Annotated in this window: 15 protein-coding genes; 9 read left to right on the top strand and 6 right to left on the bottom strand. The window is 72.3% G+C overall.

The features are described 5' to 3' along the window. The first annotated feature begins 68 nt into the window (after positions 1–68). The gene (locus EV384_RS24110; RefSeq protein ID WP_130336731.1) at positions 69–317 is read left to right on the top strand and encodes a hypothetical protein; all 249 of its coding nucleotides are present in this window, start codon (positions 69–71) and stop codon (positions 315–317) included. Here the strand turns inward: EV384_RS24110 and EV384_RS24105 are convergent. From EV384_RS24105 to EV384_RS36345, 3 genes are all read right to left on the bottom strand, one after another. Further along, the gene (locus tag EV384_RS24105; RefSeq protein ID WP_242624254.1) at positions 295–3789 is read right to left on the bottom strand and encodes a glycosyl hydrolase; all 3495 of its coding nucleotides are present in this window, start codon (positions 3787–3789) and stop codon (positions 295–297) included. The two genes, EV384_RS24110 and EV384_RS24105, sit on opposite strands and share 23 nt — an antisense overlap. 317 nt (positions 3790–4106) lie before the next feature. Further along, a complete protein-coding gene (locus EV384_RS35060; protein ID WP_165440059.1) occupies positions 4107–4280 on the bottom strand; it encodes a hypothetical protein in 174 nt (57 codons plus the stop codon). Positions 4281–4425: 145 nt separating this feature from the next. Next, positions 4426–4782, bottom strand: coding sequence for a hypothetical protein (locus EV384_RS36345; protein ID WP_242624253.1), 357 nt, complete (start codon positions 4780–4782; stop codon positions 4426–4428). Positions 4783–4908: 126 nt separating this feature from the next. Between EV384_RS36345 and EV384_RS24095 the strand changes: the two genes are divergently transcribed. Both EV384_RS24095 and EV384_RS24090 read left to right on the top strand, forming a co-directional pair. Further along, positions 4909–5529, top strand: a complete 621-nt coding sequence (locus EV384_RS24095; RefSeq protein WP_130336729.1) for an L-threonylcarbamoyladenylate synthase — start codon at positions 4909–4911, stop codon at positions 5527–5529. A gap of 124 nt (positions 5530–5653) precedes the next feature. Next, positions 5654–7228 (top strand): Na+/H+ antiporter, encoded by a 1575-nt coding sequence (locus EV384_RS24090; protein WP_242624252.1) that lies wholly within the window; start codon positions 5654–5656, stop codon positions 7226–7228. A gap of 8 nt (positions 7229–7236) precedes the next feature. On the opposite strand, the gene EV384_RS24085 is transcribed toward EV384_RS24090, so the two are convergent. Continuing rightward, positions 7237–7569, bottom strand: coding sequence for a putative quinol monooxygenase (locus EV384_RS24085; RefSeq protein ID WP_130336727.1), 333 nt, complete (start codon positions 7567–7569; stop codon positions 7237–7239). A 158-nt stretch (positions 7570–7727) separates the two neighbouring features. Between EV384_RS24085 and EV384_RS24080 the strand changes: the two genes are divergently transcribed. The 6 genes from EV384_RS24080 to EV384_RS24055 all read left to right on the top strand — a co-directional run bounded on the left by EV384_RS24080 (position 7728) and on the right by EV384_RS24055 (position 13340). Then, on the top strand, positions 7728–8090 hold the full coding sequence (locus EV384_RS24080) for a PadR family transcriptional regulator (protein ID WP_207232442.1): 363 nt from the start codon (positions 7728–7730) through the stop codon (positions 8088–8090). Then, positions 8090–9373 (top strand): PH domain-containing protein, encoded by a 1284-nt coding sequence (locus EV384_RS37380; protein ID WP_242624251.1) that lies wholly within the window; start codon positions 8090–8092, stop codon positions 9371–9373. Before EV384_RS24080 ends, EV384_RS37380 begins: the two co-directional genes overlap by 1 nt. Positions 9374–9747: 374 nt before the next feature. Next, positions 9748–10203, top strand: coding sequence for an IS607 family transposase (locus tag EV384_RS24070; RefSeq protein WP_130336725.1), 456 nt, complete (start codon positions 9748–9750; stop codon positions 10201–10203). Beyond that, positions 10200–11627 carry an IS607 family element RNA-guided endonuclease TnpB gene (gene tnpB, locus EV384_RS24065; protein ID WP_130336723.1) on the top strand — a complete coding sequence of 476 codons (1428 nt, stop codon included), beginning with the start codon at positions 10200–10202 and terminating at the stop codon, positions 11625–11627. Before EV384_RS24070 ends, tnpB begins: the two co-directional genes overlap by 4 nt. A gap of 15 nt (positions 11628–11642) precedes the next feature. Further along, positions 11643–12371, top strand: a complete 729-nt coding sequence (locus EV384_RS24060; protein ID WP_130336721.1) for a carbohydrate-binding protein — start codon at positions 11643–11645, stop codon at positions 12369–12371. A 114-nt stretch (positions 12372–12485) separates the two neighbouring features. Beyond that, entirely contained in the window at positions 12486–13340 is an 855-nt protein-coding gene (locus tag EV384_RS24055) for an META domain-containing protein (RefSeq protein WP_130336719.1), read from the top strand. Positions 13341–13419: 79 nt separating this feature from the next. Here EV384_RS24055 and EV384_RS24050 read toward each other — a convergent pair whose 3' ends face one another. Together EV384_RS24050 and EV384_RS24045 are read right to left on the bottom strand one after the other, a co-directional pair. Then, entirely contained in the window at positions 13420–14637 is a 1218-nt protein-coding gene (locus EV384_RS24050; RefSeq protein WP_242624250.1) for a M23 family metallopeptidase, read from the bottom strand. 65 nt (positions 14638–14702) lie between these two features. Beyond that, positions 14703–15347 (bottom strand): hypothetical protein, encoded by a 645-nt coding sequence (locus EV384_RS24045; protein ID WP_130336717.1) that lies wholly within the window; start codon positions 15345–15347, stop codon positions 14703–14705. Positions 15348–15483 lie beyond the last annotated feature (136 nt).

Below are 15483 nucleotides of genomic sequence, written 5' to 3'. Positions count from 1 at the left end.
GCGGTACCTCCTGGCGGGCGCGCCGCTCAGGCCACCGCAGTTCCCGGTCCCGTCGGTAGACTGCCGCGATGCACCGGTCCCGGGTCCACGCCCTGCTCAGCGACGTGCCGCAGGACTCCGCGGCGCAGGCGACCGGCTTCTGGTCCGCCGCGCTCGGCGTCCCGCCGCGGCACGACACCGACGAGCCGGAGTTCACCAACCTCCCGGACGTCGTGCCCGACCTGATCACCGCGATCGTCCGACGAGCGACGCCGCGACCGCCGGGACGGCGGCCGGGGCGTCCACAGTGTCCGGTCACCCGGTGTACGGCAGGGTGACCTTCGACTGGTTGCCGGTGCCGAGGCTGGTCGGCGTGCTGCCGATCGCGTTCCAGACCTCGACCTTCACCGTGCCGCCGGCCAGGTTCCCGAGCGTGCCCACGCCCGAGTAGAGGCCCTTGGTCTCGGTGTAGTGCTCCCAGCCGGTGACCGGGTCGGTGGCGTAGTAGTGGTACGTCTCCACCCGATCGAAGGTGCCGTTGCCGGTCAGGTCGTAGGAGACCCGCACGTGGGTGCCATCGCCCACGCCGATGTCAGCGTCGAGGAACAGGTCGAACCGGGTCTGCCCGCCGGAGTAGGTCGCGGTCACCCCGGTGGTGGTGTAGACCAGCGGGTTGTGCGGCGTACCCACCCAGTTGCCGTTCGCCGCGGCGACCGTCGCCGTGTCCGCGGTGCCGGCGGTGCCGGAAAGCTGGCTGGTGCCCTGCAGGTACACGTTCGCGGCGAAGCCGGTCGGCGGCGGGGTGGTGGAGGTGGGTGCGGTCCCGGTGTACGGCAGCACGAGCTGGGACTGGTTGCCGATGCCCAGGTTGGTGGAACCGCTGCCGATGGCGTTCCAGACCTCGATCCGCACCGTGCCGCCCGCCAGGTTCCCGAGCGTGCCGGTGGCCGACTGCAGACCCTGGGTCTGCTTGTAGTGCTCGCTCCCGATGACCGGGTCGGTGGCGAAGTAGTTGTACGTCTCCAGCCGGTCGAAGGTGCCGTCACCGGTCAGGTCGTACGACACCCGGGCCTGCACGCCGTTGCCGACCGCGGTGCCGGTGTCGACGGCCAGGTCGAACCCGGTGGTCCCACCGGTGTAGCTGCCGGTCAGCCCGGTGGCGGTGAACACCTGCGGGTTGGTCGGCGTGCCGTCGTGGTTCCCGTTGGCCGCGGCGACCGACACCGTCCCGGCCGTGCCCGCGGTGCCGCCGAGGGCGCCGCCCGCGAGCAGGTACTGCGTCGGGCTGGGCGGCGACGTCGGGGGAGTGGTGGTCGGGGTCGGGCTGGGGCTGGTCGCCGTCGGGGTGGGCGACGGCGAGTCGGTCGGCGTGGTCGGCGGGGTGGTCGGGACGACCACGCCACCGGTGGCGCTGCCGCCGCTCCAGGTCAGCGCCCCGGAGGTGGCCGTCCTCCCGGCCGGCACGGTCAGCGTCGTACCGTTGGAGAAGGTCACCGTCAGCGGCTGGGCCGTGATGTTCGACGCCACGTAGGTGCGGGCGGTGCCCTTCGTGAAGACCTTGGCCAGCGGGTGGTTCGCGGTGATGCTGGTGTCCACGGTGCCGAGCGCGGCCAGGTTGCGGATCCAGTGGAAGGTGTGCGCCTTGCTCTCACCCTCCTCGCTGGTGAAGGTGCTGTTGGCTCGGAAGTTCGACAGGGCCTTGTCGCCGTCGCCGAGGGCCAGGAACTCCCAGATGACGTCCTGCCAGACGCTCGGCGGGCCGCCGTTGTTGGTGACCAGTTCGTTGTAGTTGGCGGTCACGTAGGCCGGGTCGTTGCCCAGGTAGAAGTGGCCGCCGGTGATCGGCAGCATGTTGATGCCCTGGATCATCTCCGGGTCCGCGGAGAACCAGGTGGAGTACGAGGCTCCGTCGCCCCAGACCATGCCGACCGTCTTGTGACCGAAGGCGGCCGGGAAGTTCTCGTCGTGCACGTCGAACCAGTACTCGGAGATCGCCGCGGACTGGGTGGTCCAGATGTAGATGCCGGCGTCCCGGACGGCGGTGTCGCCGGTCGCCTGGCCCCACTGGATCAGGGCGTTGGCGAAGTTCATCCCCTCCGACGAGGACTCCTGGTTGTTGCCGGCGAAGAAGCAGGCCAGGCCGGACGCCCAGTCGTGGCCGGCGTAGATGTCGAAGTCCCGCAGGTAGGGGAAGCGGGCGTCGGCGCGGTCGTAGTTGTTGGCGTCCCGGATCAGCAGGTCGACCATGCCGCCGTACTGGGTGTCGGCCGCCCAGTTGGGGTCGAACTTGGCGACCGTCGCGGCGGCGGCGATGAAGTAGCCGTAGTGGAAATGGTGGTCGTTGAGGTCCTCGTCGGAGAGGTACGAGGCGGGGTAGCCGATCAGCGTGCCCCAGTTCCTGTCGTAGTAGAAGAGCTGGCTGTTCTCCCCGGAGCCGGCGGTCAACCAGTTGGTGAGCCGCGTCTTCATGGCGCTCACCGCCGCGTTGCGGACGGTGGTGAGGCCGAGCTGGTCGGCGATCTCGGCGATCCGCGCCGCCCGGCCCAGGCCCTTGCCCGCCCAGTACGTGTCCTGGCCGCTCACACCCTCGGGGTTGGCCAGTTCGGCGTTGAGGTAGTTGGTGACGGTGGTCAGGTCGGCGCCCGAGGAGTCGCCCACCGCCGGCACCTCCGGCAGCACGCCGGTGTACTTCATGCTGGTGGTGAAGGACGAGACGCCGGTGAGCGTGCGCATCGCGCCTCGCGGTGAGACGTACGTCGGGGTGATCGGGGTGCCGCCGGCGAGGTTGCGCCACTGGTGCGGGTAGAGCGACACCACCGTCCTGGTCTCGGTGCCCTCGCGCGGGGTGGTGGTGAACGCGTAGTTCGTGCGCACCGTGCTGGTCGCCGGGTCGTACGCGTAGGTCATCCTGGTGCCGGTGACGTGCGCGTGGGCGTACCGGCCGTACTCGGCGGCGAGGGCGGCCTTGTCGGCGCCGGCGGGCAGGACGGCGACGGAGAAGTAGCCCTTGCCGTTCAGCGTGGAGCTGATGCCCGCGCCGGCCACGGTCCAGCTCGCGCCGGTCGGCGCGTACGCCACGTAGTCGTGGCCGCTGACCGTGAAGCCGATCATCGAGCCGGAGTTGGCCCACACGGTCGGCGCCCCGGCGGCGGTGAGCTGCGCGTTGCCCCCGGTGATCCGGTAGTAGCTGAACGGCAGGCCGTGGCCGATGGTGGCCCGCATGGTGCGCGCGCCGTCGTTCCAGTCCGCGGTGACCGTCCAGTCGGTCCAGTCGGCGGCCTTGACGACCGGGGCGCCGAGCCCGGCCACCCCGACCCGGATGTCCTCGGTGTACGGGAAGTGGTACTCGCCGACCCCGGTGGCGGTGCCGCTGATCGCCGGCGTGGTGCTGTACGACAGGCCGAGCCCGTTGTTCTCCGCGTGGTACGCCAGCGGGTGGGCGTGCATGTTCTCGCTGGTGGCGCAGTTGTTGCGCTTCCACAGCAGCGACGACCACCAGTCGTTGGTGGGGATCGCCCCCTGGGGGGCGTCGGCGGTGACGAAGAGGCGCGGGTTGGTGCTGATCTCGCCGCAGCCCTTCGGCAGTGCGGTGTTGGGCGGGCGGGTCTCGGTGTAGCTGCCGGCGCCGACGGTGCCCGCCTCGGCGGTGCTGCCGCCGACCACGACGACGCCGAGCATGCCCGCGGCGAGGAACGAGGCGGTGGCGAGGGCCAGGGCGCGGATGCCGCCGGGTCGCCGGCCGGCGGGGGACGGGACGGGTGTCGGCTCACGACGGTCGCCCGGGGAGAAGTCCCGGAGGGGGAGTGTCATGGGGTTCCCCTTTCGCAATCAGGGATCGGGGTACGGGGTGTGCGGCAGGAGTTGAGAGAGCGCTCTCTTGGGGAGCGACGTTAGGTTTCGGTTACGCCGCCGTCAATGGCTTGTTAAGCGAGAGAGCGCCCTCTAAGGCTTCCTTACCGCCGGTCCGCCCGACCGTCCCCCGCCCGGGAACAGCGAAGATGGTCCATCGGTCGCCCCGGCGACCCGACCCGCGAGCCCCCGAAACATGCTGGAAATTCATCCACACCGGATCATGAAAGTCGAGCCTGGGCGCGCTCCCGCGACGTCACCCGATGGTGGCCGTCGCGTCAGGCCAGTTGCCACGTCAGGCACGGCACGTCCTCGCCGGGCGGGCAGGTACCGGGACGCTCCCGCACCCAGTCCACGCTCAGCGCGTCCACGGGAACGATCTCGTTAAGGACGGGTCGCCGGTCCTCGACCTCTTCGGCGCTCGCGACCGGGTGCGGACGAAGATCAGACATCGTCGCAGCGAACCGCACGCTCCGGGTCCGGTCAACGGGCGTAGCCGGCGCGGCCGGCGCGGCGGACAGTGAGCTGCGACCCGAGGTCCGATGGTGGTCCGACGCGCCGCCCGGCGGTGGCGCCCCGGTGCCGGGCCGGACGGCCTCAGACGGCCGACGTCACCGCCCCGTCGTGCCGGGCGGCGGGTGCCGGCTGCGGACGGTGGGACGCGGCCGGCAGTTGGCCGTCCGACCATCCGGTCGGCGCCGCCGGGCGGTCCGGCTCGACGGCGCCGGTGCTGGCCGCCGAGGCCGGGCGGGCGGCGGCCCGAGCGGCGCGCATTCCCTCCTGCGCGTTGTTCCAGGCGGTGCAGGGCCAGGCCGCGCCGACACAGCTCGGGCTGGTGCAGGCGTCGTCCTCGTCGGCCTGGTGGGCGTCGGCCACCGCGGTGGCGAGGCCCCACAGCAGCGGGTCGGTCACCTCGGCCGGACGGTCGGAGTGGTCTGTGCTGGCTTCGGACATGTCTGGTCCCCCTCTTCGAGCGGCCCCCACCATTTCCAGCCCCGTTGTCGATCAAACCTTCGCCCGAGATCTTTTTCGCCGGCCGCGGGGCCCGGCCCCGCCGAGCGGCGGCATAGGCTTGCCGGTGTGGCGAGGTACTACGACGTGCATCCGGACAATCCGCAACCCCGGGTCCTCCGGCAGGTCGTCGACCTGCTCCGGGACGACGGCCTGATCGCCTACCCGACCGACTCCTGCTACGCCTTCGGCTGCCAGCTCGGCAACCGCGCCGGCCTGGACCGGATCCGCGAGATCCGCCGGCTCGACGACCGGCACCAGTTCACCCTGGTCTGCCGGGACTTCGCCCAGCTCGGCCAATTCGTCAAGGTCAGCAACTCGGTCTTCCGGCTGGTGAAGGCGTGCATCCCCGGCAGCTACACCTTCATCCTGCCGGCCACCGGGGAGGTGCCCCGCCGGCTCCAGGACCCCCGCAAGCGCACCGTCGGGGTACGGGTGCCGAAGCACACCGTCACCCAGGCGCTGCTGGCCGAGCTCGGCGAGCCGCTGCTCTCCAGCACCCTGCTGCTGCCCGGCGAGGACGAGCCGATGACCCAGGGCTGGGAGATCAAGGAACGGCTCGACCACCTCCTTGACGCGGTGGTCGACGCGGGAGACTGCGGCCTGGAGCCGACGACCGTGGTCGACCTGTCCGGGCCGGCGCCGGAGGTCCTGCGACGCGGGGCCGGGGACACCACGCGCTTCGAGTAGTCACCGCGCCAATTACCCGGTTCGACCGCGCGCTGCGCGCCCGCCGTTCCACGATGTTGAGGCGACGGCCTACACATGATCCCTCCGCCGCCGTGCAGCGGCGATCGGATGACGGGAGTGCGACGTGAGCGGGCTCGTGCTGATCGCGGTGCTGGGCGTGACGGTGCTGATCGGCACCACGCTCGGCGGCCGGTACAGCGTCGCGCCGCCGGTCCTGCTCATCTCGATGGGCGCCCTGCTCGGGCTCCTCCCGCCCTTCCAGCACGTGGTGCTCGAACCGGAGGTGGTGCTGCTGCTCTTCCTGCCCGCGATCCTCTACCGGGAGAGCCTCGTCATCAGCCTCCGCGAGATCCGGGCCAACTTCGGAGCCATCGCCCTGCTTGCGGTCGCCCTGGTGGTGCTCACGATGGTCGCCGTCGCGTACGCCGCGCAGGCCCTCGGGGTTGAGCCGGCGGCGGCCTGGGTGCTCGGCGCGGTGCTCGCGCCGACCGACGCGGCCGCGGTCGCCGGGCTGGCCAAACGGATGCCGCGCGGCATCCTCACCACGCTGCGCGCGGAGAGCCTGATCAACGACGGTACGGCGCTGGTGCTCTTCTCCGTCGCCGTCGGGGTGATCGCCGGCGGCGCGGTGCCCAGCGCGCCCGGCCTGCTCGTCGGGTTCGTCGTCTCCGCCGCCGGCGGGGTCGCCGCCGGCCTGTTGGTCGGCGGGGCGGTCATCCTGATCCGCAAGCACGTCGACGACCCGATGCGCGAGGGTGGGCTGAGCATCCTCACCCCGTTCGTCGCGTTCCTGCTCGCCGAGACCGTGCACGCCAGCGGCGTGCTGGCCGTCGTGGTCGCCGGGCTGCTGCTCTCGTACGCCGGGCCGCGGGTCATCCGGGCCCGCTCCCGGATCACCGCGTTCGCGTTCTGGGACCTCTCCACCTTCATGATCAACGGCAGTCTCTTCGTGCTGCTCGGGATGCAGATCCCGCGCTCGCTGCGCAGCATCACCAGCCACTCGCCGACGCAGTCGCTCGGCATCGCGGCGGCGGTCACCGCCGTGGTCATGGTCACCCGGATGGGGTGGCTGCACCTCGCCATCCCCGCCCTGCAGACCCTCGACCGCCGGAAGGGCCGCCGCGCCAGCCAGTTCGACTGGCGGGTGCGCACCGCCGCCGGCTGGGCGGGCTTCCGCGGCGCCGTCTCCCTCGCCGCCGCCCTCGCCGTCCCGGTGGCGACCAGCGCCGGCACTCCCGTCCGCGAGCGCGACCTGATCGTCTTCGTCACCGTCACCGTCATCGTGCTGACCATGCTGATCCAGGGCACGACGCTGCCCGCCGTCGTCACCTGGGCCCGCCTGATGGGCGACGAGGAGCGGGCGGACGAGGTACGCACGGCGCGGCTGCGGGCCACCGAGGTCGGGCTGGCCGCCCTGCCGCAGGTCGCCGCCGAACTCGGCGCGTCGCAGGACGCCGTCGACCGGCTCCGCTCCGACTACCAGGCGCACCTCGACGACGTCCGCGCCCCCCACCTCCGGGGGACGACGGAGGAGCGCGAGATCGAGCGTCGGCTGCGGCTCGGCGTACTGGATCACAAGCGCCGTGAGATCACCCGGCTGCGCGACACCAACGAGATCGACGACGCGGTGCAGCGGGAGGTGCAGGCGGCCATCGACATCGAGGAGATCCGGCTGCTCGGCCCGACCACCGAGGACTGACCCGCCGGCTACTCGCTGCCGGGCACGGCCATCTCGCCGAGCCGGGACCAGTCCTGCTGCGGGACGGTCACGTTGACGATCCGGGGGGTCTCGGCGAGGTGGGGCGGTAGGGTCCGCTGCGCCGTCCGGAAGTGCTCGGACCGCACGTGCGCCGCCCCGGCCTCGTCGTCCCGGAAGGCCTCGACCAGCACGTACTCGGTCGGGTCGTCGATGCTGCGGGACCAGTCGAACCAGAGGCAGCCGGGCTCGGCGCGAGTGGCCGTGGTGAACTCCTCGGCGATCTGCGGCCACCGGTCGGCGTGCTCCGGCAGCACCCGGAACTTGGCGGTAATGAAGATCATGGGTAGAGGCTACCCAGCCGGCCGTGCCCCGGCGCCTGACCCGGGCGACGTGGCGGCAGCCTGCCGCCACGCCGCTCCGGGTGCGGACCGATGGCCGGTCGCGGGGGAGTCGGCAAACCGACAGCCTCCACTGTGGTGCGCCGTCCTTAGAATGAGCCATGGCTCCGCCGGCGATGAACCGCGCGACGATCGACGTGCTCGGTCTGCTGCTCCAAGCGTGGGAGCACGAGACCGAGGTGCACGGCTGGCAGTTGATGAGGTCGCTGCGGCGCTCGGGTCCGACGATCTACGCGGTGCTCGACCGGCTCGAGGACGCCGGCTGGGTCACCGGCTCCTGGGAGACCCCGGCGGACGGCAGCGCGGGACGCCCACGACGCCGTTACTACCGCCTCACCCCCTCCGGCGCCGAGGCGGCCCGTCAACACGCCGTCGTCCCCGCCTCCGCGCCGCCGCCGCGGCCACGCCCGGCCCCCGGCTTCGGTCGACACGCCCAGCTCCCGGCCGGTGGGCCGAGCCGCTGATGGGCACCACCGAGATGGTCCTGGCGGTCGTGCTGGGGCTGGTCGTCAACGAGATGACCGACCTGTCGCCGTGGCTGGGCCGCAAGCTGGTGGCCTGGTCGGCCTGGCTGCGTTACCAGGACACCCCGCGCGCCGGCATCCGGGCCGAGGAGCTGGCGGCGGTCATCAACGACCGGCCCGGCAAGCTCTTCAAGCTGGGCACCGGGCTCGGCTTCTTCTCGGCGGCCCTGATCACCCGGGTGCGCCGGCTGATCATCGGCGGATCGGCGCCGGGGGAGGAGCCGGTCGGCGACGACCTGCTCGGCCCCCGCCGGGTCCTGCCGCTGGAGGATGAGCCGACCCGGTGGGTGGCGCGCTTCCTCTTCCCCACCGAGCGGTACCGGGGCGAGTGGCGAAGGCACTGGATCCACCCGGCGAAGAGCCTCGGGGTGATCACCCTCTACGCCGTGCTCGGGGTGTGGGCGGTCCAGGAGCGGATCAAGCCGCGGTACGTCGGCTGGGTGATCGCCCTGGTCGTCGCCCTGGCCGTCCTGACGGCCGCGCACCGGGTGTTCGCGTGGTACCTCGGCCGGTTCGTCATCACCAACAAGCGGCTGATGTCGACCGAGGGCGTGCTCTTCCGCCGGGTGGGGATGATCCCGCTGCTGCGGGTCACCGACATGCGCTACGTGCAGTCGCCCCTCGGCCGGCTGCTCAACTACGGCACGTTCCGCCTGGAGTCCGCCAGCCGGCGCAACGTGCTGCGTACCATCGTGGACCTGCCCAACCCGAACGAGCTCTACCTGCGCCTGGTCGAGGAGCTGTACGAGCCGCAGGCCGTGGAGGCGCGGCTGGGTCGCTACGTCGACGAGGACGAGGACGCTCCGGACAGCGATCCGTCCGTCGTCGGGTTCGACGAGGTGGGGGTGAGCGAGCCGCCCGGCTGGCGACTCGTCAACCTCCGCCCGCAGCCGGACTGGTCGGCGACCGGACCGGTCGACCCGGCGTCGGTGCGCCAGGAGGTCATCTTCCGGATCGCCGAACTGTCCGACCACCTGGCCGCCCTCACCGACGCGATCACGCGACTCGAACCCGCGTCGGCGCCAGCGGCGGTCCCTGCCGGCGAGACAGCCAAATCCGGTGAACTGCCCACCCCGGTACGGTCCGACGAGCAGCTGGCCGCGCCAGACGTCGGACCCGCGGCACGCGGCCGCAGACATGCCGACGAGCAGGAAACCAGCCGGCCGATCCCGCGCAGACGTCGCCCGACGGTGGCAGATTCGTTGCCCGACGTCGGCGACTGAGCCGTACCAGGGTCATGCGTTGCGGGTACCGCCGCGACTTCCATCCGATGCAGCACCCGCTGTTCTGGACACGATCGCGCCGGCCGCGACCCGGCTCGGCCCGGTCGGGCGTGCGGGCCGGCGGCGTGGTGAGGGCCGGACCGGCCGGCCCACGGCCACGGCCTGCGCATTGACACCCGGACGCTTCGTACCCGGCGGAGACGCAGACGACGGGCGGTAAGAATCGTTCAACGCCTATACACTCGTGTGTCACCTGCCACGGCGGCTGCGGGTCGTCCGTGCCGGCGTATGGCGCGAAGAGGAGCGCGAGGGTAGTCAGCAGTTCACTCACCTGTGAGTAGGCGTACGAATTTGTGAGTACTGGTATCGGTTTCATGAAGCTTGCCGAGTGGGCGCGTCGCAACGGGGTGCACCCGCAGACCGCGTACCGATGGTTCCGCGACGGGACCATGCCGGTGCCCGCTCGGCGTCTTCCGTCTGGCACGATCATGGTGGACATGGTCGTCTCCCGTGTGGTGACCGAGGTCGGGCCGGCGCTGAACGGCCGACGCAAGAGGTTCCTCGGGCTGCTGCGCGACCCGAACGTGACCACGATCGTCGTCGAGCACCGGGACCGGTTCGCCCGGTTCGGTGCCGAGTACGTCGAGGCGGCGCTTGCCGCGCAGGGACGTCGGCTGCTGGTGGTCGACCCGGCCGAGGTGGACGACGACCTGGTGCGGGACGTGACGGAGATCCTGACCAGCCTGTGTGCCCGGCTGTACGGCCGCCGCGGCGCAGCGGACCGGGCCAGCCGCGCGGTGGCCGCCGCCACCGCCGGGGACCTTTCGTGAAACGGTACGAGTCGCCCGCCGGCTGGACCGTTCAGGCGTACAAGTTCGCCCTCGACCCCAGCGACGTGCAGGTGGCCGGTCTGCGCCGCAACACCGGCGCGGCACGGTTCGCTTTCAACCACATGCTGCGGCGGGTCAGCGCGGTCAAGGCGCAACGCGCCGCCGAGGCCAGCTACGGGGTGGCCGAGGCGGACCTGACCCCGTGGCAGGGCTGGTCGTTACCGGAGCTGCGCCGCACCTGGAACGAAATCAAGACGTGGGTGGCGCCGTGGTGGGCGGAATGCTCCAAAGAGGCGTTCAACACCGGCCTGGCCAACCTGTCGGCGGCGCTGGGCAACTGGCACGCCTCACGTACCGGTGCCCGCAAGGGCCGCCGGATGGGCTGGCCCCGGACCAAGAGGAAGCACGGCCGCAGGTCGGCCCGGTTCACCACCGGCGCGATCCGGGTCGACCCCGGCTACCGGCACGTGGTGTTGCCACGGCTGGGCCGCATCCGTACCCACGAGTCCACCCGTAAGCTGGCCCGGCGGGTGAGGGCTGGCACCGCGACGATCCTGTCCGCAACGGTCACCGAGACCGCCGCCAGGTGGTTCTGCTCGTTCCAGGTCGCGGTCAAACGCGTCGTGGGCCGTGCGGCGCACACGCCGAAAGCCGGTCGGATCGTCGGCGTGGACACCGGCATCAAGCACCTGGCGGTGCTGTCCACCGGCGAGCTGGTGCCCAACCCGGCACCGTTCAAGGCGGCGTTGAAGAAACTCGGCAAGGCCCAACGCCGGGCCGCCCGCCGAATCGGCCCGTACGACCCGGCCAGCCGGCGTAAGCGGACCGCGTCCAATCGGTGGCAGCGGGCGCAGGACACTGTGGCCCGGTTGCACGCCACCGTCGCCGCTGTCCGCGCCGACTCGTGGCACCAACTCACCACCCGGCTGGCGCAACAGTTCACCACGGTCGTGGTCGAGGACCTGCACGTGGCCGGGATGGTCCGCAACCGTAAGCTGGCCAGGGCTCTGATCGACGCCGCCCCGGCGACCCTGCGCCGGCACCTTGGCTACAAGACCGGTTGGTACGGCAGCGTGTTGTACGTCGCCGACCGGTGGTACCCCAGCTCCAAAACCTGTTCAGGCTGTCAAACGGTGAAACCCAAGCTGTCGCTGGCCGAACGCACCTTCAACTGCACCACGTGCGGACTGTCCCTGCACCGGGACGTCAACGCCGCACGTAATCTTGCCGGCCTAGTTCGGCACGTCGACCTGGAGTTGCTGGGCGACGCAAAAACAGGACGTGGAGCCCACGTAAGACCCGTAAGACCTGCACCCGCAGGCGGGGCAGCGGGCCGTGAAGCGTCAAGACCGGTTCATCCGGTCAACGCCGCCCGGCAACGGACGGCTGCCAATCGTGAGTCACGTTCACTCACTGAAAGGTAACGGTGAGCCCACGTCATGGCCCCTGACGGCATCTGGCAGTTCGGGCCGGCGCGCCTGTTGACGGTGGTGGGAGTCGGCTACCTGACCGTCGTGCTGGCGCTGGCGGCGGTCACGTTGGAACTCGACGCCGAACACCCGACCTCGGCGAGTCGTTCCCCCGGGACCGGCGCGATGACCGAGGGGCAGGGTGATGACGGCCCCAGTGCGCCCGCCGTGCCGCCGTCCCCGGTCACACCTGTCGGCGGCGGGGACGTGCGCGTCGGATCGGCGCAAACCCGACCCGCAACACCACCCGCGACACCACCCGCGGCCCGCCCGCCCGTCGTCCCACGGCCCACCACCCCGGCTGCACGGCCGGTGCTGACGTCGTATGAGGCCGAGTCGGCGGCGAACGGGCTGGAGAACACCCGGATCTACACCTGTTCCGGCTGCTCTGGCCAGAAGAAGGTGGGCAACATCGGCCGCGGCATGGGAACCCTGCGATTCAACGGCGTGACCGCCCGGACGGGCGGCTCGGCCGCCGTGACGATCGCCTACGTCAACGGGGAGTCCCCGCGAGTCGGGCAGGTCAGCGTGAACGGCGGGCCTGCGATCACGCTGACCTTCCCGGGCACCGGCGGGTGGAGCAGCGTCGGCGCCATGGTCGTGACGGTGGCTCTCCGGCCCGGACCCAACACGCTGACGATGTTCAACCCGAACTCGGCGGCACCCGACTTCGACAAGATCACAGTCAGCGTCCGATAGCCCGAGCCGGTGCCGCAACCGGGAGGGGCAGCGCGCCGTCCAACCACTGAAAGCGGCGGGCGGCCGGTGTGGCGGAAGGGACGGCGAGACGAGATGGGCCGGCGAAGCTACCTTGTGGCGATCGTTGCAATCGGAGCACTGCTGGCCGGCTGCGCTGGGCAGGGCGGGACGCAGGCCAGAGCCCTGGACAGCACGCAGCTCGGCAGCACCGGGAGCCCGGGACCGGCGGATCCGGTGGCGCTGATCGGCAACTGGAGGCTGGCGGAGGTGGCCGAGGAGCCGGACGGCATCCTGCGCCTCGCACCCGACCAGATCCAGCTCTTCGGCCGCTGTGGGATGCTGGTCGGCTCCTGGCGGGCCGACGCCGGTGGACTGTTCGTCGTCGGAATGTTCGGGGCCTCAGGAGCCGAGGGCCGCACCGGCTGTGAGAAGGCCGGCAGGTCGACCCCGGAGTGGCTGCGGCTGATCAGGTCGTACCGGCTCGAGGGCGAGACGCGGGTGCTCCTGGATGGCGAGGGCGCGCTGGTCGCCCGGCTACTGCCAGGCGCGAAGCCAACCGCCGGGCCGAACCTGGCGGCGTCCGAGGTCGAACCGCCGGAGGTCACCGACGAGGTCCGGCGGCGGTTCGCGCCCGCAGCCGCGGTGCGGGCGACGCTGACCCCCGCCGACGGGGACCGGCTCGTCGGGAGGTGGGTGCCCGCTCCGGGGCCCGAGACGGCGTACGTCGAGTTCGGTGCCGACGGCGAGTGGCGCGGCTCCGACGGTTGCAACGGCCAGGCCGGGCGCTGGATCGCCGGCCCAGGGGGAGCCCTCCTCGCCACCACCGGTTTTAGCACGCTGATCGGTTGCGACCACGCGCCGGTCGGGGCGTGGCTCTCCTCGTCCTGGCGGGCCGGCCTGGACGGCGAGACCCTGGTGCTCCTCGACGCCCGAGGCGAGGAGGCCGGGCGGCTGCGCCGCGCCGGCTGAGCACCGGCCCGGCGCTGGTGATCCGGCCGCCGACCACCTCCCCGGGGGTGGTGACGTGGCTACCCGGCGGCGCCGCCGGTCAGAGCCAGGGCAGCGGGTCCACGGCCCGGCCGCCGAGACGCACCTCGAAGTGCAGGTGGGGCCCGGTGGAGGCGCCGGTCGACCCGACGAGTCCGATCACCTGGCCGGCGCGTACCCGCTGGCCGGCCGAGACCAGCAGCCTGGACTGGTGGCCGTAGCAGGTGGAGAGCCGCTGCCCGTCGGTCCTGCCGTGGTCGAGACAGGTGTAGTTGCCGTAGCCGCCATACCAGCCGGCCCGGGTGACCCGGCCGTCTGCCGCCGCGACGATCGGGGTACCGACGGGGGCGGCGAGGTCCACGCCGGGGTGCAGCTGCCACACGTGGAAGTACGGGTCCAGCCGGGTGCCGAACCTGCTGGTGAGGCGGCCGCGCAGCGGCCGGCCGAGCTTGCCCACGCCGGCGGTGGCGGTGCCGCGGGCCGGTGCCGCAACGGCGGGCACGGCACGTACGCGCCGCTCGATCTCCTGCCGCAGCGCCGCCTCCTCCCGCTCGCGGCGGGCGAGTTCGCTCTGACCTGAGGCGATCGCGCCCGACAGCGCCACCGCGCGGCCGGTGGGGGTGTCGACCACCTCCGCGGAGTCCGCGACGGCGAACGGCGGTGCCGGGTCCGGATCCCCGCCGGCGGTCAGCGCGGTCAGCAGCTGCAGCACCGGATCCGGTTCGCGCCGCACCCGGGTCAGGTCGTCGCGGGTGCGGGCGAGGACGTTGTGCAGGTACTGGATCCGGTGCTGGACGTCGGTGAGCGCGGCGACCCGACGGGCCTGGGGCGTGTCGGCGGCGTCCACCGGTGGCTGGGGATAAAGGTCGGCGCCCGGGTCGGCGGCGATCAGTGCCGCGGCGGAGCCGGGGCTCACCAACGACTCGCCGGAGCCGGGGGAGACGCCCACCCGCGGTGGGGTACGGACGGCCGGCGGCGTGGTCGCGGGCGGCACCGTCTCTCCGGTCGACGGAGTGGCCGACGGGGTGGTCGGCGGCTTCAGGGTGGGCAGCTTGACGGAGGGCGGCTCGAGGGGCGGCAGCGTGACCGTCGGCGGGTTCACCGGCGGCAGCGACAGGGTCAGCGACGGGCTGGGCAGGGTCGGCAAGGGGAGCGGCTCCTGCGCGGCGGTCTGTGCGGCGGTCGCCGCCCCGGCATCCAGGCAGAGGGACGTCATCATCAGCGTCGCCGCCCCGGCGACGGCCGCCAGCGTGGCTCGCCTCCACCACGGTCGGTCCATGCCGTGCTCCTGCCGTCGAACCCGATGTCCGTCGCTCTGCTACATCGGATCCCGGCGGCTGATCGTTACAGGTCGCCGTGCGGCGGTGGGCTCTGCCGCCGCCGTAGCCGCCCCCGGGTCAGCAGGGCGCCCGCGACGACGGCGCCGGCCAGCACCACCGCCGCGACGGCCGGCACCCGCATCGACCGTCCGGGCGGGACGTCGCTCGCCGCGGCCGGCGACTCCAGCGCCGGGTCGGTGGGCGTGGCCGTCGACCCCGGGAGCAGATAAGCGTTGCTGGCGAACTGGGCGCCCGTGGCGGTGGACTCCAGCGAGGTGACACTGACCCGGTTGCGGACCATCGTGCCCGGCGGCACACCGGGGCGGACCCGCCCGGTGATCGTGATCCGCGGCACCGCCGGGGCGGTGCCCAGGCGCAGGTCGCCGAGCTCGCAGACGATGGTGCGAGGGGACGCCGTGCACTGACCCGGTTCGGCCCGGGCGGTGACCCCGTCGAGATCAGCCGTGGTGGTGAAGGTGACCCGCGTGTTGGTGAGGGTGCCGCCGCCGGCGATCGTGATGGTGTGGGTCACCCGCTGCCCGGGCAGCGCGCCGAACGGCGTCGACGTCAGCACCGGCGCGGAGTCCGGAGGGACCGGTGTCGGCGTCGGGGCAGCCGCGGCCATGGCGGCCATCAGGCCCATCAACGGAGCGGCAACCGACTCCCACATTCCCACACTGTAGGCCGGCCGGCGGGCGTCCGCCGGTCGTTGTGCCTCCCCGTACCTCCTGCGGGTTTCATCGACGCCGGCCGTTGCGCCCCCGGCCTCGTCCCGGTTCGGCGGAAGGGGGCGCACCGGGCGATGG

The sequence above is a fragment of the Micromonospora kangleipakensis genome, from assembly GCF_004217615.1.
Taxonomy (GTDB): Bacteria; Actinomycetota; Actinomycetes; order Mycobacteriales; family Micromonosporaceae; genus Micromonospora; species Micromonospora kangleipakensis.
The sequence above is the reverse complement of the archived record's forward strand: the minus strand, read 5'-3'. Positions and strand labels throughout refer to the sequence as shown.

Coding starts and splice junctions, on each gene's coding strand:
- EV384_RS24110 (WP_130336731.1), top strand. CDS start 69: ATGCACCGGTCCCGGGTCCACGCCCTGCTCAGCGACGTGCCGCAGGAC.
- EV384_RS24105 (WP_242624254.1), bottom strand. CDS start 3,789: ATGACACTCCCCCTCCGGGACTTCTCCCCGGGCGACCGTCGTGAGCCG.
- EV384_RS35060 (WP_165440059.1), bottom strand. CDS start 4,280: ATGTCTGATCTTCGTCCGCACCCGGTCGCGAGCGCCGAAGAGGTCGAG.
- EV384_RS36345 (WP_242624253.1), bottom strand. CDS start 4,782: ATGTCCGAAGCCAGCACAGACCACTCCGACCGTCCGGCCGAGGTGACC.
- EV384_RS24085 (WP_130336727.1), bottom strand. CDS start 7,569: ATGATCTTCATTACCGCCAAGTTCCGGGTGCTGCCGGAGCACGCCGAC.
- EV384_RS24080 (WP_207232442.1), top strand. CDS start 7,728: ATGGCTCCGCCGGCGATGAACCGCGCGACGATCGACGTGCTCGGTCTG.
- EV384_RS37380 (WP_242624251.1), top strand. CDS start 8,090: ATGGGCACCACCGAGATGGTCCTGGCGGTCGTGCTGGGGCTGGTCGTC.
- EV384_RS24070 (WP_130336725.1), top strand. CDS start 9,748: ATGAAGCTTGCCGAGTGGGCGCGTCGCAACGGGGTGCACCCGCAGACC.
- EV384_RS24060 (WP_130336721.1), top strand. CDS start 11,643: ATGGCCCCTGACGGCATCTGGCAGTTCGGGCCGGCGCGCCTGTTGACG.
- EV384_RS24050 (WP_242624250.1), bottom strand. CDS start 14,637: ATGGACCGACCGTGGTGGAGGCGAGCCACGCTGGCGGCCGTCGCCGGG.
- EV384_RS24045 (WP_130336717.1), bottom strand. CDS start 15,347: ATGTGGGAGTCGGTTGCCGCTCCGTTGATGGGCCTGATGGCCGCCATG.